Here is a 19,225-nt window from a genome sequence, read left to right on the forward strand (position 1 = left end):
AAATAATGCAAAAATACGCAATTTAACGTTTAGTCGTTCTTTCTTTAACAAAATGACAATAAACAAAACAAGAAAAGTGCCTTACAGCACTTTTCTATATATATTAAACCAAATAGTTATTAATTCTATTATTTTTTAACTAAAACCTTATATTCATTTTTAGCTAAAGGAATTGCATCGCCATTTAATTCTACTGTTTCGTTAGACATATAATCTACATAGACTCCTTTTTGAGGTAAGCTTGCCTTTACGTTTTCTTCGGAAACATTTGCAATAAATACCACTTCGTCATTTTCTTTGGTTCTTGAAAAAGAAATTACATTTTCACCATTATCAATAGCGTTGTATTTAGCGGAAGCTTTTCCACCATGTAGAGCAGCATTGTTTTGCTTTAGTGTTGCTAATTTTTCTAATACCTTCCATGTTTTACCTTTGGTATGCGGGAAACTATCTTTTTCAAAAAACAGTAATCTATGGTCTAAATCGTATTCTTGACCAGAATAAATTAATGGCATTCCTGGTGTTACATAAGCCAAAGCAGTCATCATTTCACCAGCTTCTCCCATACGTTCTTTAATGGTACCATTCCAAGAATTTTCATCGTGATTGGTTACAAAATTCATTAAAATATCATCTGCTTCATAACGATTAAAATCGGTTTGTAATGCAGTTGTAAATTCGGTTGCATCTTTTTCACCTTTAGCAATTGCATTCATAGCATGGTGTCTATCCCAACCGTAAGCCATATCAAACAAACCATCTTTTAACAATTCTGGCTCCCAAGCTTCTGCTAGCATAAAAATGTCTTTTTTAGCGCGTAATTTTGGTATTCCTTGTTCCCAAAAATTAGTTGGTACAGATCCTGCAACATCACATCTAAAGCCATCAACACCTTCATTTGTTAACCAATAACTCATATCTGCAATCATTGCTTTTCGCATCTCTTGGTTGTCGTAGTTTAAATCGGCAACATCAGTCCAATCTGTATCTACAGGATGTACAACTTCGCCTTTATCATTTTGCGTGTAATATTCTGGATTGGTTTTTAACCAAGTATGATCCCAACCAGTGTGATTTGGTACCCAATCTAAAATCACATAGATTCCATTATCGTGAGCAGTATTTACTAAGTCTCTAAAATTTTCAATTGTTCCGAATTCTGGATTGATTTTAGTAAAATCTGACACTGCATAATAACTACCTAAATATTTGTCTTGTTCTGCTTCTGGAAAATCGGTTGCAAACTTGCTATCTTCTCCTCCTGTAGCTTTACGCTTTGTTTCTGAAATAGGAAATACTGGCATTAACCAAATTACTTTTACACCTAATTGTTTTAACTGCGGAATGTCTTTTGTGAAAGCTTCAAAAGTGCCTTCAGGTGAATATTGACGTATGTTAGCTTCATAGATAACAGCCGTTTCTAAATCGGAAGCCGAAATAGGTTGTATTGCTACTTTTTCTTCTGTAACAACTTTAGTTTCTTCTTGTTTTTTCTCTTCTTTACAAGCAAAAACACTAAGTATTGCAAGGGATAAGATTAGTTTTTTCATGTGCATGTTTATTTAATATTTTCTAATAATAGGATGTTAGACTCTGTATCTATTGTGATTTTTCCGTTTGTAACTTCTAGAATTTCTCCAGAATAGAAGTCTTTAATTTGTGCTCCTTCCTTAAAAACTGAAGACACATCAATAGTATGTTTTCCTTTAGGAATATCAATACCAATAATGACCTCATCTTTAAAATTTCCATTGGTATAGCTTCTGCTAAAAAGGTAAGGTGTATTGCTTAGCATGCTATGTTTTCCTGCTCCAACCGAAGGATGATTACGTCTAAACTGACCTAATTTTTGCCAATGGATTAACAAGTCTTGTTGGTATGCTATTTCATTCCAATTCATAAAACTTCTTAAAGTAGCATCTCCAACAGTGCCTTCTATAGTCAAATCTCTTGCAGATTCGTCTCCATAATAAACTTGTGCAGCTCCAGGAGATAGTAATAATCGTGTTGCAGTTTCGTAGGTTTTCTCTCTGTTTTTATCGAAAGGTTGCCCGTCATCATGAGACGTTAAATAGTTTAAAACACCATAACCTTTAAGGCTAGTATGTAAAAGACTATCGTATTTTTTGAATTGCTCTTCGTAGGTTTGCTGTGCAGCGTTCCATTTAAATTCAAAATTGATTAAACTATTAAAAGCATCATCAAAATAGTTGACTTTTTTATCTCCAAAATCGAAAGCTTTTCCTGCTGAAATTCCGTAGTTATACACTTCTCCAACCAAGTAAAAAGTATTATCATCTAAAACTTTGTTTGGGTTTTGCTGCTTAAATTCCGCGAAAGCGTTATCACAAACGTCTTTAAACTCTTGCCATACAAAAGCTTCGGTATGTTTAACGGTATCTACTCGATAACCATCAATACCAAAATCTGTAATGTAATCGCTTAGCCATTTCATGATATAAAAACGAGGTGCACGAGGATAACCTGTAGCTTTAAAAAAAGCATCTAATTCTGCAACTTCTTCGTCATAACGACCTTCGGCTTTCCACTTTTCTACCAATTGTGGTGGTAATTCAACTGCTTCGTTGCTCTCTGTTTTAATGTCTGGAAGGTTTTTTACTAAGGTACACGTTACGGTGTTTTCGTAATTATCGTATTGACATTGTGGATCTGTTCTAACCCAATCGCTTGGCCAAACAGGATCTTGCTCTGTAACAGGACCTGTGTGATTGATAACTGCATCTAGCAACACACGAATGCCTTTTTTATGTGCAGCATCCACCAGGTTTTGTAAATCTTCTTTGGTTCCTAAATTGGCATCAATATTGGTCCAATCTTTAGTCCAATAACCATGAAATCCATACGTATTTCCAGTACCTTCATCGGTTGCGCCATGAATTTGTTCTACAATTGGTGACATCCAAATGGCATTGATTCCTAAATTGGTAAAATAACCGTCTTCAATTTTTTGCGTGATTCCTTGTAAATCGCCACCTTCAAAACCACGTAAAACAGCAGTTTCTTTAGTTCTTCCATAATTTACGTCATTGGCTTTATCGCCATTATTAAAACGATCGGTTAATAAAAAATAAACGTTTGCAGCATCCCAAACAAAAGGGGTTTTAGCGTCTTCTTTTTTCTTATTTTCTGCGATACCTTGATTTGCTTTTTTATCAGTTTTACAACCAAAAACAAGAATAGATAATGCGATTAAAAGTATGCTCTTTTTCATTTTAAATTTAATATTTAATTTGTACTTCAACCTCTTTTGAAGTATTCCAATTCACCTGAAAAGTCAATGTTTTTGAAACTTCATTATAGTTAAACTCTATTTTTTTTCTATTGAATTTTATGCGTTTTGGTGCTTTAGGAAAATTGTGAATAATCACATCTATTTGTTTTGTTAATGCAGAGTAATTTACACCTATCTCTGCTTCAAATTCTAGTTCTAAATTGTTACTTGATGTTTCTGCTTCAAACTCTAAAATCTCATAGTTTCCTTTTTCAAAAGCATTTTTTGTTGAGCCATCGTCATTATACATTTTGCGTTCACTTTCGTCTACAGACTCATCAAAATAGTAATTTAAGTCGAAGGTATTTCCGTCATATTCTGCAGTGCTTTGCATTGATTTTGCAGTTGGAATAAATGCGCCACCACGAACATACGTTGGAATGTATTTTTCTTCCGTTTTAACAGAAAGTGCTTGTCCTCCTTCCACTTTTTTATTGGTATAAAAATCAAACCAATTACTGTTTTTCGGAAAGTACACCTCAGCTTCTTTTTGTTCTGAATGTACAATTGGTGTCACTAAAAAATCATTTCCCCAAAGGTATGTTGATGCCATAGTTTGCAAATTTGCATTGTCTTCTTCTTCAAAAAACAAGGCTCGCATTAAAGGCGCACCAGTTTGGTTATTTTCAAATACCAAATTGTAATTATAAGGAAGTAATTGATAACGTAATTCGATTGCTTTTTTTGCCAAAGCTTTCGCTTTATCGCTTCTAAAAACAGGTTCTGCAGGAACTTCTTCTTGTGCATGTGGTCTGTAAATTGGTTGAAATACACCATATTGTAACCATCGTGCATACAACTCATCATCTAAATTATTACCAGCAAAACCTCCCAAATCGCTATGCATATAGGCCAAACCTTGCAGTCCCATTTGCAGTGCAATTTCTGGTTGAGATTGTAATCCTCCCCAAGTTCTGTTAACATCTCCAGACCAAGGAATCATTCCAAAACGTTGTGATCCAGAACTTCCTGCACGCATTAAAATAAATGGTCTTGTATTTGGAAAATTTTGGGTATACATTTCTTGTACTAATTCCGCCCAATGGTGACCATAAATATTATGTACTTCGTCTGCTGTTCCAGTTGCATGAAGTAATTCTTTAGGATGCACTTCTGGCTCTCCTAAATCTCCCCAAACACCAGAAACCCCTAGATCGGCCAAGTCTTTATAAATATTTTGAAACCATTGTTTTCCTTTTGAATTGAAAATATCTATCAATCCTGTGTTACCAAAATAGAAATCGTAAGTAAACGGATTTCCTATAGAATCTTTAGCTAAAACATCTGCTTTTACCGCTTCGTCCCAACGGTTTGATGTGGTTAATAAAAACGGTTCTGTTACCAAAACAGTTTTGACATTATTGTCTTTTAATCCTTTTAGCATTTGCTTCGGATTTGGAAAAGAATCACGATCAAACGCTAGATTTCCCATAGTACCTTGAATGGTTTTTCCGAACCAGAAAATGTCAATAATTATAGCATCTAGAGGAATATTCATTTCTCTAAATTTTTCTACTGTAGCAGTTACTTCTTCTTGTGAATGATAACCAAATCGGCTAGAAAAATTACCCAAAGCCCAACGTGGTGGCATGGGTTGTGTGCCTGTAAGTTGAGTATAGTTTTTAGTAAGATCTAACCAAGAATCACCAACTACAATTTGATAGGTTTTTCTACCAGAAATAGTTTCGTAGCTTATTGTGTTATCTGCTTTACTATCTAAATCTAAAAAGCCAATTGGTGCATTATCAAAATGAATAAGATACTTGTTAGAAGACACCACAATTGGCATCGTGCAATTCATTAGTTCACTTCTATCTTCGTAACCATAATGTGCTTTATTGTACAACTCTAAACGATTACCACGTCTATTCATCCCTAACGCTCTTGCGCCTCCACCATACAATACTTCCTCTGGTTTTAAATTAAAACTAATGGTTTCAAAATCGTCTGTTTTTTGAAAACTATTTTTTACAGAAGTCACTTCTTTTCCGTCTTTCCAATACGAAATATGAAAAGGAGACTTGGTGATTTTTACTGTTAATTTTTCAGATTGAAAAGTAATTTCATTTTCTGTTTCATTAAATTTCACCTCAGAAAGTACTTTATCTATAACAACAGCGTGTGACTCTTTATCAAATGTTTCACCTATAGGCAAAAATGTAGTTTCGATAATTTCAGGATGGTAAAAATGCATTTTATAATTTCCATCTGAAACCTGAATATGTAATTGATTGTCTTGAAAGTTCGCTGTCTTGAACTCTCTTTTTTTAATAGCATCTGCAAACAACCACGTTATAGCTTCAGCAAAATTGTTTTCCCATAAAGCTTCATTATGTTTGCCTTCAGGAACGACTTTAGACTGTATATTTTTTTTTCGAAATCCGTTATCTTTTAAAATAGAAATGATACTATTCATATCTGTAACGGTTTGGCTAATCTCGTTATAACCTGCGTTTTCACCTTCTTTTCCTCCAGCTAAAAAGTACATTTTAGTATCCTTGATATTAGCATGAGATTTTGTAAAAGGATGCACTTCTGGAGCAAACCAAAATGCAGGAGAATACACACCAACTTTACCAAAAACTGTTGGATGTTTTAAAGCTGCATAATGCGAAATTAAACCTCCCATAGAACTACCAAAAATGGCTGTATTAGCTCTGTCTTTTTTGGTATTGTAGTTAGAATCAATGTACGGTTTTAGTGTATTGACAATAAAATTGACGTATGCGTCACCTTCGCCACCTCCATATTTAGCATTGGTCCATGGAGAATATTCATCTAAACGTTTAGATTCGCCATTATCGACACCAACAACAATAAGTTTTAAGTTATCTTTAAATAGCTTGTCTAAAGTTTCGTCTACATTCCATTCGCCATAACCCGAAGTACTAGCATCAAAAATATTTTGACCATCATGCATATAAACCACAGGATAATCTTGCTTTGAAGTATGATAATCTGGTGGTAAATACACCCAAACACGACGTTCTCTGTTAAGTTGTGGTATATGAAATGTTTCAGAAATAATAGATACGTTTTTTGAAGCAGTAGAAACATCTTTATTATCAAACATATGGCTCCAACCAGCTATTTTTACTTGTATTGTATCGTTTGGTTTTTCAAATTTATGAATACGATTATCTATAGTTTCACCTGTATTGGTACTTTCTGAAGTCTCCCAATTCCCTAAGGTAAACTTGAATAAAATACGTTGTTCTGTTTTAGGAAGTGTTATTTGATGCTGACCATTTACAAATTGTAATTGGTAATCTTTGTGTCCGCCAGACCAACCTTCAAAATCTCCAGAAATAAATAGGGATGCGTCTTTTGGTGTGTCTTCTGGAAGTGCTTCAACTATTATGGTTACCTGAGCAAAGGTGAATTGAAAAAGTAAAAGCGATAGTATGTATATTAGTTTTTTCATTTTTATTTTAGATTGTGGATTCCGCATCTAGTGCGGAATGACAAACAATTATATTTTTGTAGTTAGTAATAAAACACCTCTTTCTTTCAACGTTAATTCGTTATTCCAACCAACAACTTCACCAGTTATTATATTGTTTAATGGTTTTCCATCTAAACCTATTTCTGAATATCTATTTAAGTCAATTGTGATTGGTTTTTCATTTTTATTAATGATTAAAACAACGGTTTCGCCTTCAATAACTCTAAATAAGAAATACGTTCCCATAAATGGTGCAAAATGAATGGTTTTTCCATGGTGTATAGCATCACTAGACTTTCTGTAATTCAATACTTTTTTAAGGAATAGCTGCATGTCTTTTTGCGCATCTGTTAAACCTTCACCAGAAAAGGCATTGACAGTATCATCTTGCCAACCTCCAGGAAAATCGGTACGAATTAAACCATGATCACCTGGTTTTGCAAAGTCATTCATTAAAATTTCTGTTCCGTAATATAGTTGCGGAATTCTAGGTAAGCTTAACAAATAACTTAAGGCCATTTTGGTATTAGGCACATCTCCTTTTAATTGTGTAAAAATGCGACTCATATCGTGATTGTCTGGAAACACCATAATATCTTTTGGTGATGCATAGGCAAAATCGTTTGCTAAACCTTCGTATATTTTTACCAATCCTGTGTCCCATTTTTCGGCTTCATTTAAAGCATCCACCGTATTTTTTTGCATGGCAAAATCCATGGTCGACCTTAAATTAGAATCGTAACCATCTTTATTGTCATGCCCTTCTTGCCAATAGGCAATTAACAACGGATTGGTACTCCATTCTTCACCAACAATACTAAAGTTAGGATACTCATTCATGATTGCTCCTGCCCAATTAGACATGAAATTTTTATCTGGATAAGGATAGGTGTCTTGACGAATTCCGCTGAGCTTTAATGTTTCCACCCACCAAATACTATTTTGGATAATATAGTTTGCCATAAACGGATTACGCTGATTTAAATCTGGCATTGTAGGTACAAACCAACCTTCTGCCATTTCTTTTTTATCGCGTTTAGAAGCATATAAATCTTGATTACTCGTACGTCTATGATTAGAATTATTTAATGGTTTGTTATTTTCAAAACTCTCTTGTTGGTTCACCCAATCTTTAAACGGTAAATCTTGCATCCACCAATGTTCGCTTCCGCAATGATTAGCCACTTGGTCCATGATTAAACCTATACCTTTTTCTTTGGCTTTTGTCGCTAATTCTTGGTATTCTTCTAAGCTTCCATAACGTGGGTCTACTTGGTAAAAATCGGTCATGGCATAACCATGATACGACGACCTTGACATATCATTAGTTAATAAAGGACACGGCCAAATTTGAGTAAAACCCATAGCTTCTATATAATCTAAATGCTGAATAATGCCTCGTAAATCACCACCATGACGCGCATAATCATCTTCTCTATTGATGGTTTTTTCCTTTAATCTTTCGTTTATATCATTGGAAGTATCTCCATTTGCAAAACGATCTGGAGTGATTAGATAAATGGCATCTGTACTATCAAAACCTTGATAATCGGAAGCTTCTTTTACACGTGCTTTTACTTCGTAGGTTTGAACCAGTTCCTTTTCTTCATTAAGTTTAAAATGAATATTGAATTGTCCAGCTTTAGCACTTTCAGAAATATTTAAATCTAAAAACAGGTAGTTAGGACTATCTGCTTTATGCACTTTTTCAATGGAAACTCCTGCATAATTTATACTAGGTGTTGCTTCCGAAATGTTAGGATGCTTCACCAATAATTGTACTTGTGTATTATTAAAACCTATCCACCAATGAGGTGGTTCAATACGCTCGATATCGTTTTTTACTTCGGTTACAACTTCAGAGGTTGGTATTTTTTCGGTTTCCTTCTGACAAGAAAAACTAACACTAATTAAAATTACTAATGCTAGTGGAATTAATTTTTTCATCTTAATTAGTGTGTTTAGTTTTAAATTTTCACCAAGTTATTTGGCGATACTGTTATTGGATTATCATTTACAAAAATGTTTAAATCTGTATTTCCTTCTAACTCGAAAGTCGTTTCTGCTTGAGATACATTCACTTTTAAAATTTGATCTCTAAAGTTTACTTTAAACGAATAGGCATCCCATTCTTTAGGAATTCTAGGTTCAAAATTTAGCATATCATTTTTAACACGCATACCACCAAAACCTTCTACAATACTCATCCAGGTTCCAGCCATACTTGTAATGTGTAAACCTTCTTCTACCTCTTTATTATAATCGTCTAAATCTAAACGAGACGTACGTAAATAGAACGTATACGCTTGCTCCATTTGGTCTAACTTAGCAGCTTGAATACTGTGTACACAAGGTGACAATGAGCTTTCGTGTACTGTAAATGGTTCGTAAAAATCGAAATGACGTTTTAATTCTTCGGTTGAAAATTGGTCTTCGAAGAAATAGAACCCTTGTAAAGTATCAGCTTGTTTGATGTAAGGCGAACGTAAAATACGATCCCAACTCCACTTTTGGTTTATTGGTCTATCTTCCTTTGGTAAATCTGCAACCGTAATTAATTCTTTATCTAAAAAGCCATCTTGTTGTAGGTACACTTGGTGTTTTTCAGAATAAGGGAAAAACATATTATCTGCTACTTTTTTCCAAGCTTCTAATTCGTTATCTGTAATTTTTGTTTTTACAGAAACACGTAAATAATCGTCATTATAACCTTCTTTTACTTTTTCTATTTGCTGTAAAGCATAATCAATACACCATTTTGCTAAATAGTTGGTGTAAAAGTTATTATTAATATTGTTTTCGTATTCATTAGGACCTGTAACACCTAAAATAACATACTTATTTTTATCTGTAGAAAAAGTGGCACGTTGTTGCCAAAATCTAGCGATACCAATAAGAACTTCTAATCCCATTTCTGGAATATAGCTGTAATCTCCTGTATAACGATAGTAGTTAAAAATGGCAAATGCGATAGCTCCATTTCTGTGAATTTCTTCAAAGGTAATTTCCCATTCGTTATGGCATTCTTCGCCATTCATGGTTACCATTGGGTACAATGCTGCTCCATTATTGAAACCTAGTTTCTCTGCATTTTCAATCGCTTTTTCTAAATGATTGTAACGATATTGCAGTAAGTTGCGTGCTACTTTTTGATCTTTGGTAGCCATATAAAAAGGAATGCAATAGGCTTCGGTATCCCAATAGGTACTTCCACCATACTTTTCTCCTGTAAATCCTTTTGGACCAATATTTAAGGTAGAATCTTTTCCTAAATAAGTTTGGTTTAATTGGAAAATATTAAAACGAATACCTTGTTGTGCTTTTACGTCACCATCGATTGTGATATCTGACATTTCCCAAATTTTTGACCAAGCTTCTTTTTGGTTCTCTAAAAGTGCATTAAACCCTAAATTGGAAGCAGTATCTAATGCTTTTTTGGCTGCTGCTACCAATTGATTTTTATCGTGGTTTCTATCTACTGTATAACCACCAAACTTTTGAATGCTTGCTGTTTCACCTGCATTTACAGAAACTGTATAGGTAAATGCAATAGCATTTGCTTGTTTATCTATTTCTGGTGTTTGCTCTTGTTTTGCATTATTTACAAAAACCGAAGACTGCATAAATGTGCAAGTATGGAAAGCCGTTTTCATGGTTTTTGCTTCAATAAACGCTTGCTCGTTTTCTGAACTTACATTTAAAGTGTCCCAAAATTGGTCGTCCCAATTGGTATCTTCATTGGTAATTCCTGAATCTAGATACGGTTGAAACTTAATAGTCGCTTTTTCGTTTAAAGGTGTTATTTGGTAATTAATAGCACCTACTTCATCTAAATCTAAGCTTAAAAAACGAAGTACTTTTACCTCAATTTCTAATTTATTTTGAAGCGTTGCAGTAAACGATCTAGATAACCAACCTTCTTGCATGTTAAGCTCCCTTCTAAAATTTGAAACCGAAACACAAGTATTTAAATCTAGTTGTTCTCCATTAATTTCTACATTAATACCTATCCAATTTGGAGCATTTAAAACTTTTGCAAAATACTCTGGATAGCCATTTTTCCACCAACCAACTCTGGTTTTGTCAGGATAATAAACGCCTGCAATGTAGCTACCTTGAAAGGTTGGACCTGTATATTGTTCTTCAAAATTTGCACGTTGACCCATTGCACCATTTCCGATGCTGAATAAACTTTCTGAAGACTTAACGCGATCTGCATCAAAACCTTCTTCAATAATAGACCAATTGTCTGGTTGTATATAATCTTGATTCATTTTTTATATTTATTTATTATTGCGAAGCATAAAATGAAGGGTTGTTTTTTTGATAAGATTTCTTCAATAACTTCGGAATAACGTGATTTTATCTGTTTATTAATTCTTGAATGAAGCTGTTTTCAATTTCTGTGAAATCTGAAAAAATATAATCTGCTTCATGTAATACGTCTTTTTCGCCTATACCAATAGAAATCATGTTTGCAGTATTTGCAGCTTGAACACCAGCTACAGAATCTTCAAAAACAATACAATCTTCTGGTTTCATGTTTAAATGTTGAGCTGCTATTAAAAACACTTCTGGATTTGGTTTAGCTTTGCTAACATCGTTACCATCAACAATAGCATCAAATTTTGAAAGTAAATGGACTTTTTCTAAAATTGGACGTGCATTTTTACTAGCAGAACCTAATGATATTGGCTGTTGGTTTTTGATTAAATAATCTAATATTTTTGGTACATCTGGTAAAATTTCTTCCTCAGTCATTTTAGTAATAAAGCTTAAATACTCTTCATTTTTTTTACCCATTAAAGATGTAAATAGTTCTTCTGAAATGGTTTTATTTCCCCATTCCAGTATTTTTTCTAATGATTTTACACGACTTACACCTTTAAGTTGTTCGTTTTGCTCGTGTGTAAAATCTATATCAATACTTTTAGCAAGGTTTTTCCATGCTAGAAAGTGATATTTTGCAGTGTCTACAATGACACCATCTAAATCGAATATGAATCCTTTTTTATTCATTTTTTAAATGTCTTCAGCTTGATAAGTAATTGCGTTTTTGTTTGTGATTAATAAGTTGCAAAGTCCTGCAATTATTAAACTTATTCCTGCAACTGTCATTGCATTTATAGCTTCATCTCCTAATAAACTAGAGACAAAGTTGATTCCGCCTAAGGCAGCAATAATTTGTGGAATAACAATAAACATGTTAAATATTCCCATAATTACTCCCATTTTTTTAGGATCTACAGAACTTGATAACATGGCGTAAGGCATAGATAAGATACTTCCCCAAGCAAAGCCAATTAATACAAAGCAATACTTAAGATGTTCTGGTGAAGTATAATTCATGGCTAAAAAACCAACACCTCCTAAAATTAGAGATCCCATATGCACTAGCTTACGGTTGATGCGTCTTTTTGAAGTGTACAACACTAGTAGTAATGCAAATGCCATAGAAGACAAACCGTAAATTCCCATTGCAGAACCTACTAAATTTGATGATTTCTGGAAGGCAGTATTTTGTGTGTCAAACGCTGCTTTTTGTACTGTATCTGCCATATCAAAAGCACTTTCTATTGGAGCTGGTGTATTAAATACATGCTCAGTTAGTGCTGGATTAGCCATACTCCACATAGTAAAAAACGCAAACCAAGAAAAGAATTGGATGACTCCTAATTTTTTCATGGTTAATGGCATGTTACCAATATTGTTTAAAATGTCTGGAATGAAGTTATTCTTTTTAGCTTTTTCACGCTCGAACTCTTCCATGTCTTCTGGAGGATATTCGGTTGTTGTAAATACTGTATAAAGAATACTAATTAAAAACACGAATGCTCCAATGGCGAATGCAATTTTTACAGAATCTGGTATCACACCAGAATCTGCAGCATCACTAACTCCAAATTGAGACACCATCCAAGGTAAATTACTGGCGACCCAAGTACCTATACCAATAATTAGCGTTTGAACCACAAACCCATAAGAGCGTTGAGATTCGGGAAGTTTGTCTGCAACAAGTGCTCTAAATGGCTCCATAGACACGTTAATTGATGCATCTAGAATCCATAAAAATCCTGCTGCGACCCAAAGTGCTGGAGAATAAGGCACAAAAAATAAAGCTAGAGAACTTAAAACTGCTCCTATTAAAAAATAAGGACGTCGTCTTCCCCATTTATTACTCCAAGTACGATCACTCATGTAACCAATAATGGGTTGGACTAGTAAACCTGTTAAAGGTGCTGCTATCCATAGTAATGGGATTTCGTCTTTACTTGCTCCTAATGTTTGAAATATTCGAGACATGAAGCCTCCTTGTAGTGCAAAACCAAATTGAATTCCTAAGAAACCAAAACTCATGTTCCAGATTTCCCAAAAACCAAGGGTACGCTTTTTCATAAATAGTAAGTTTAAATTATTACTATTTTGACAAGCATTTACTTATCAAAACTATATTACCTGAGAAGTAAAAATATATGTTTTGAATGCCGTAAAGATATAAAAGATTTTAATTGTGCAATGTTAAATTTTTATTTTGTGGAGTCACGCTCAATTAATTCGGTTTCAATAACTACGGTTTGATAATGTTCTTCCTCTTCTTCAATTTCAAGATTGTCGATTAATAAATCGGCAGCTTTTTCGCCCATTTGCTGTGCGTGCTGGCTTACAGTTGTTAAAGTTGGTGTTGCATGTTTAGACAACACACCATCTGTAAAACCAATAAACTGCACATCTTCTGGCACTCTTAAGTTTAATTTTCTAGCAACTTTCATTGCTGTTATTGCATAAATCTCATTAACCGCAAAAACGCCATCTATATTTTTATTTGCAGTAAATAGTGTTTCTATATCTTTTTCTAAAACTTCTAAATGATCGTCTGAAACCAAAGCATCGTCAACCTTTAATATAAGACTTCCTTTGGCTTTTATTTGTTTTTCCTCAAGAGCCTCTAAATAACCTTGTGTTCTAAGTTTACCAACACTTACATAATCTTTAGTAGTAATGATTGCGATGTTTTTACAACCTTTTTCAATTAATTTAAATACTGCTTTTTTACTACCATTTAAATCGTCTACTATAACCTTATCACATTGTATTTCATTTACTACACGATCGAACATTACAATTGGCATTCCTTGGTTAATTGTTTCGGTAAAATGATGATAATCTTGCTGCTGTAAGGTTTCTTTAGATATGGATAATATAAAACCATCTATACTTCCATTAGCCAGCATTTCCATATTTATAACCTCTTTAGAAAATGATTCGTTAGACAGCCCTACAATTACATTGTAACCACGTTTGTTTGCTACAAGCTCAATACCTCTAATAACCTTAGAAAAGAAATGATGTACAATTTCAGGAATAATAATTCCAATAGTTTTTGTCTTTCTATTCTTTAAACTTAATGCAATATTATTAGGTCTATAATTATAGAGCTTTGCAAAAGCTTGAACTTTTTGTCGGGTATCTTCACTTATTTCATTACTATTTCTAAGTGCTTTTGAAACCGTAGAAATAGATACATCTAATTCTCGAGCAATCTGTTTTAGTGTAATTTTTCGTTTCATTTTTATGAATTGTGGTTACAATAATCTCAAAAATACGAGGATTTATTGTTCATTTATTAAAATTGTTTAGATAAATGCGCAAAAAAAGAAAAAACAACGCTTTTTATTGCAAAATTAACAGACTAAAAAAAAAGTTGTCAACACGAAAACGTTTTCGTAACCCATAAAATATAGGGTTACCGATTAATTAACATAAAATTTACATAGTTTTAACGACGAGAAGTGAAAATATAAGTTAAAAATTAAACAACTAACTTAATAATATTGTATGAAAACAATTTTTAAAAGTGTACTATTCGTGTTATGTTTTATACCATTATTGGGTATTGCTCAAACAACGATTACAGGAACAGTAACAGAACAATCATCTTCACTACCGCTTCCTGGAGTGAATGTTATTGTAAAAGGTACAAACAATGGTACTGCTACAGACTTTGATGGTAAATATCAATTATCTGTTTCTAATGGAGATGTTTTAGAATTCTCTTTTTTAGGCTACATAAATCAGGAAGTAACATTCACAGGACAAACAACAATTAATATCGCTTTAGCCGAAGATGCTTCACAGTTAGATGAAGTAGTAATTATTGGTTATGGTAGTGTTAAAAAGGAAGATTTAACAGGATCTGTTGATGTTGTTTCCTCTAAAGACTTTAACAAAGGAGCTATTGTATCTACAGACCAACTACTTAGAGGTAAGGCTGCAGGTGTAAGAATTACAGATAGTGGTGGATCACCAGACTCTGCACCAACAATTAGAATTCGTGGTGGAGCTTCATTATTTGCAGACAATAGCCCATTAATAGTTATTGATGGTGTTCCTTTAGGAGGTCAAAATCCAGCTGGTGTTTCAAATCCTTTATCATTAATTAACCCAAATGATGTTGAAAGTTTTTCAATTTTAAAAGACGCTTCTGCAACTGCAATTTATGGTTCTAGAGCTTCTAACGGTGTTATAATTATAACTACTAAAAAAGGAACTTCTGGTGAGGCAAAATTTACGCTTTCAACTAATGTATCTATAGATTCTGCTGGTGATGGATTAGACATGATGAATAGTGAAGAATATGTTCGTTTTATTCGAGAATATCATCCAGAATTAGAAGGAAGTTTAGGCGTTCCTGTTGGAGAAGTTTCTACAAGCGAACCTTCACAAATAATAAACACCGTAGATGGACCAAGAGCTATTTATGATACAGATTGGAGAGAAGCCATATTAAGAACAGCTGTTTCTTCTAATACAAATTTTAGTGTTAGAGCTAATATTGGAGATAAGTTACCTTTTAGAGCCTCACTAGGATATAGTAATCTTGAAGGTGTTGTAAGAACAGACGATTACGAACGTTATAGTGCTGCATTAAAACTTACTCCAAAATTATTGAACGATAATTTAAAAGTAGATGCAAATGCTAAATTAACATATGCAGAAAAAAATGCTACAGATGCTGGTGGAGCTTTAGGTGGAGCAATTGTATTTGACCCAACAAAACCTGTATATGACAACAACTCTATTTTTGGAGGGTATTACACAAATACAGCATTAGATGGTTCTAGATTAATAATCGATGGTCAATCAAATCCTTTAGCACTTTTAGAGCAACGTGAGCGTCCAGAAGAAGCGTTTAGGTTTTTAGGAAACATACAATTAGATTATACAATGCCTTTTCTTCCTGAATTAAGAGCTGTAGTAAATCTTGGTTTAGATGCATCAAACTCTAAAATTGAAGAAAGTTTTAGCAACAATGCAATTTCTTCTTTTGGTATAGACTCAACAAATGGTGATGTCGTAGTTTTTAATCCAGGTGTTAGCTATAGAGAGAGACAAACTATTACAAACACAACTTTTGATTCATACTTACAGTATACTAAAAGTTTAGAAGAAAGTTTTATTAATAGCTATGATATTCAATTAGGTTACGCATATCAAAATTTTAAAACAGATGGTAACAGTGATCGTTTTAGAAATAATCCAGATACAGGTATTAGAGAAGTAGACTTTAATCCAGAAAACCCAACTAATAGATATTTTAACGACCAAAACTTACAATCATTTTTTGGACGTTCAAACATTAATATTTTAGATAAATATCTAATTACATTATCTTTAAGAGCAGATGCATCTTCATTTTTTGTAACAGATGATGTATGGGCAGATGAAGCTTGGGGATTTTTTCCTGCTGCTGCAGTAGCATGGAAAGTTAAAGAAGAAAACTTCTTAAAAGATGTAAATTTTGTGAATGATTTAAAAATAAGATTAGGATATGGTGAAACTGGACAGCAAAATATTGCTGGAGCTGTAGGATCTTATTATCCAACAAGTCCTCTATTTGCAGTTGGTTCTCAAAACAGTCAGTATTTACCTGGAGCTAACTTATACTCTGCTTTACCGTTTCAAACAGGCTTAACATGGGAAAAAACAGCAACATATAACCTTGGTTTAGACTTCAACTTTTTCAACCAAAGCTTGATAACTGGTTCGGTAGATGTGTTTAAAAGAAAAACTACAGATTTATTAACAGATGCTTTAATACCACCAGGACAAGGATTAACAGACTCGTTTATTAAAAACGTTGGTTCTACAGAAAGTGAAGGTTTTGAACTTAATTTAAACCTTAACCCAGTTCAAAATGAAAATTTCAACATTTCTTTTAACGGTAACATTTCTTACGCAATTACAGAAGTTACAGACTTAGGAGGAATTAATACACTAAGAACCGGAGGTACATTATTAGGTACTGGTTCTAACTTATTTTTCAATAAATTAGGGGAAGAACCTGGATTGGCAGGTGTATTTAAACAAGTTTATGATGCCTCAGGAAACCCTATTCCAGGTGCATTTGTAGATTTAAACGGTGACAATATTATAACAGAGGAAGATAAATACTTTGAAGCTTTAGCTCCAAACTGGACATTTGGTTTTGGGTTAAATGCTAACTATAAAAATTGGGATATCTCTGCTAGTTTCCGTGGTCAATTAGATGGAAAAATTTACGACTTCAACCAATTAAGATACGGAAATACATCTAGTGCAGAACCAAACAATAATACAAGCATAACTAATGTACTTAACTTTTATGACGGTGCAGCAAACCCAGTGTTTGATGAAGTTATTGGAAATACTCAATTTTCAGATTACTTCTTAGAAGATGCAGCTTTTTTAAGATGTCAAAATATTGTTTTAGGTTATAACTTTAATGAAAACTTTATAAAAGACACTCGAATGAGAGTATATGGATCTGTAAACAACCCATTTATTTTAACAAATTACGATGGTCAAGACCCAGAGAATAATGGAGGTATTGATGGAGCTTTCTATCCAAGACCTACAACTATAAGTTTTGGTGTAAACGTTGATTTTTAAAAAAACTATGATTATGAAAAAAGTAATATTAACATTTTTAGGTTTGGCTTTACTTACAACAGTATCGTCTTGTGTGGACGACTTAGACACAGAGCCTAAAGTAGAATTAACGCTAGAACAACTTCTAGCAGACGACCCTAATGCAGTAGAAGGAATTCTTTCTAGACTTTACGCTTCATTTGCATTATCTGGGCCAAATGGACCAGGAAGTTCAGACATTAGTGACGACGCAGGAGAATCTCCTTTTTTAAGAGGAATTATAAACCTTCAAGATTTTACGGCAGATGGTATGAAAAACCGTTGGGGAGATGATGGTTTAGACCAATTAACAACAACGTCTGAATGGACAAGTAACAACAAGTTTTTTAGATATTTATACAATAGAGCATATTATACAATTCCACAGTGTAACAATTTATTAAATGTATTGGATAGTGCTAGTACAGATGCGGGAGAGTCTGTTGTCTCAGAAGTTCGTTTCTTAAGAGCGTTAGCATATTTCTATGTAATTGATGTATTTGGAAAAGGTGTTCTTGCTACAGACGAAAATTTTGGGCAATCAGAATTACTTCCAGAGTCTTCACGTACCGAGTTATTTAACTACGTAGAATCAGAGCTATTAGAAATCGAACCTTTAATAGGTGGGTTTAACGGCTATGGTAGAGCTAACACATATGTAGTGGATATGTTATTGGCAAAATTATATATCAACGCAGAAGTTTATACAGGTACTGCAAGATATGATGATGCTTTTACTTATGTAAATAAAATAATAACCGAAGGTGGTTATAGTTTAACTAATAACTTTTTAGAAAACTTCTCTGGAGATAACGATATGTCTTCAGAAATTATATATCCATTAATTGCAGACCCAATTGTAAGTCAAAGTTTTGGTAATACAACATATATTGTAAATGGAAACTTAAGTCCAGATACAATAACAATTTCAGAATTTGGTGCAACAGAAGGTTGGCAAGGTCATAGAGCCACTAAAGCTTGGTATGGTTTATTTGGCGATTTAGATACTTCACCAGACGATAGAGCAAGTCTTTTCTGGACCGAAGGCCATAACTACGAAATGAATGATTATACAATCTGGACAGATGGTTATCCTTCAATAAAGTTTAGAAACACAACATTTAATTCAGACTATACACCAACTAGTTTTTCTGGCACAGATTTTCCACTATATCGTCTAGCAGATGCGTACTTAATGTATGCCGAATGTGCTTTAAGAGGAGCAACAGAGGCAAACATGTCGGATGCTTTATCATATGTAAATCAAGTTAGAACAAGATCTAATGCAGACCCTATTACAATGGGAGAATTAGATTTAGATTTTATTATAGATGAAAGAGGAAGAGAATTAAACTTAGAAGGACATAGAAGAACAGACCTTATACGTTTCGGAAGATTTACAGGAGGAACTTATTTATGGCCATGGAAAGGTGGTACAGTAAATGGATCTTCTATTCCAGATACTTATAACGTATTCCCTATTCCTCAAACAGCTTTAGAAGCAAACCCTAACTTACAACAAAACCCAGGTTACTAATTAA

At 33.5% G+C, this 19,225-nt stretch carries 10 protein-coding genes; 2 read left to right on the forward strand and 8 right to left on the reverse strand.

Annotated features, from left to right (window positions below; genetic code table 11):
- Positions 1-128: 128 nt before the first annotated feature.
- The 8 genes from LACAL_RS03380 to LACAL_RS03415 all read right to left on the reverse strand — a co-directional run bounded on the left by LACAL_RS03380 (position 129) and on the right by LACAL_RS03415 (position 14,305).
- Complete coding sequence (locus LACAL_RS03380) at positions 129-1,550, reverse strand: alpha-amylase family glycosyl hydrolase (protein WP_013869297.1); 1,422 nt, start codon at positions 1,548-1,550, stop codon at positions 129-131.
- Between the two features lie 8 nt (positions 1,551-1,558).
- Entirely contained in the window at positions 1,559-3,232 is a 1,674-nt protein-coding gene (locus tag LACAL_RS03385) for an alpha-amylase family glycosyl hydrolase (protein ID WP_013869298.1), read from the reverse strand.
- Between the two features lie 7 nt (positions 3,233-3,239).
- Positions 3,240-6,716 carry a TIM-barrel domain-containing protein gene (locus LACAL_RS15525; protein WP_013869299.1) on the reverse strand — a complete coding sequence of 1,159 codons (3,477 nt, stop codon included), beginning with the start codon at positions 6,714-6,716 and terminating at the stop codon, positions 3,240-3,242.
- Positions 6,717-6,764: 48 nt separating this feature from the next.
- Positions 6,765-8,684, reverse strand: coding sequence for a glycoside hydrolase family 13 protein (locus LACAL_RS03395; protein ID WP_013869300.1), 1,920 nt, complete (start codon positions 8,682-8,684; stop codon positions 6,765-6,767).
- A gap of 20 nt (positions 8,685-8,704) precedes the next feature.
- Entirely contained in the window at positions 8,705-11,011 is a 2,307-nt protein-coding gene (locus LACAL_RS03400; protein WP_013869301.1) for a glycoside hydrolase family 65 protein, read from the reverse strand.
- An 88-nt stretch (positions 11,012-11,099) separates the two neighbouring features.
- On the reverse strand, positions 11,100-11,756 hold the full coding sequence (gene pgmB, locus LACAL_RS03405) for a beta-phosphoglucomutase (protein ID WP_013869302.1): 657 nt from the start codon (positions 11,754-11,756) through the stop codon (positions 11,100-11,102).
- Positions 11,757-11,759: 3 nt separating this feature from the next.
- On the reverse strand, positions 11,760-13,133 hold the full coding sequence (locus LACAL_RS03410) for an MFS transporter (RefSeq protein WP_013869303.1): 1,374 nt from the start codon (positions 13,131-13,133) through the stop codon (positions 11,760-11,762).
- Positions 13,134-13,264: 131 nt separating this feature from the next.
- Entirely contained in the window at positions 13,265-14,305 is a 1,041-nt protein-coding gene (locus LACAL_RS03415; protein WP_013869304.1) for a LacI family DNA-binding transcriptional regulator, read from the reverse strand.
- Between the two features lie 268 nt (positions 14,306-14,573).
- Here LACAL_RS03415 and LACAL_RS03420 point away from each other — a divergent pair, with 268 nt between their 5' ends.
- Both LACAL_RS03420 and LACAL_RS03425 read left to right on the forward strand, forming a co-directional pair.
- Positions 14,574-17,666, forward strand: coding sequence for a TonB-dependent receptor (locus LACAL_RS03420; RefSeq protein WP_013869305.1), 3,093 nt, complete (start codon positions 14,574-14,576; stop codon positions 17,664-17,666).
- Positions 17,667-17,679: 13 nt separating this feature from the next.
- Positions 17,680-19,221 (forward strand): RagB/SusD family nutrient uptake outer membrane protein, encoded by a 1,542-nt coding sequence (locus tag LACAL_RS03425; protein WP_013869306.1) that lies wholly within the window; start codon positions 17,680-17,682, stop codon positions 19,219-19,221.
- The last annotated feature ends 4 nt before the right edge of the window (positions 19,222-19,225 follow it).

Source organism: Lacinutrix sp. 5H-3-7-4, from assembly GCF_000211855.2.
Lineage (GTDB): Bacteria > Bacteroidota > Bacteroidia > Flavobacteriales > Flavobacteriaceae > Lacinutrix.

Bases quoted from the DNA above. Each gene is read 5' to 3' on its own strand.
- LACAL_RS03400 (WP_013869301.1), bottom strand. From the start codon at position 11,011: ATGAATCAAGATTATATACAACCAGACAATTGGTCTATTATTGAAGAA.
- LACAL_RS03415 (WP_013869304.1), bottom strand. From the start codon at position 14,305: ATGAAACGAAAAATTACACTAAAACAGATTGCTCGAGAATTAGATGTA.
- LACAL_RS03395 (WP_013869300.1), bottom strand. From the start codon at position 8,684: ATGAAAAAATTAATTCCACTAGCATTAGTAATTTTAATTAGTGTTAGT.
- LACAL_RS03410 (WP_013869303.1), bottom strand. From the start codon at position 13,133: ATGAAAAAGCGTACCCTTGGTTTTTGGGAAATCTGGAACATGAGTTTT.
- LACAL_RS15525 (WP_013869299.1), bottom strand. From the start codon at position 6,716: ATGAAAAAACTAATATACATACTATCGCTTTTACTTTTTCAATTCACC.
- LACAL_RS03425 (WP_013869306.1), top strand. From the start codon at position 17,680: ATGAAAAAAGTAATATTAACATTTTTAGGTTTGGCTTTACTTACAACA.
- LACAL_RS03420 (WP_013869305.1), top strand. From the start codon at position 14,574: ATGAAAACAATTTTTAAAAGTGTACTATTCGTGTTATGTTTTATACCA.
- pgmB (WP_013869302.1), bottom strand. From the start codon at position 11,756: ATGAATAAAAAAGGATTCATATTCGATTTAGATGGTGTCATTGTAGAC.
- LACAL_RS03380 (WP_013869297.1), bottom strand. From the start codon at position 1,550: ATGAAAAAACTAATCTTATCCCTTGCAATACTTAGTGTTTTTGCTTGT.
- LACAL_RS03385 (WP_013869298.1), bottom strand. From the start codon at position 3,232: ATGAAAAAGAGCATACTTTTAATCGCATTATCTATTCTTGTTTTTGGT.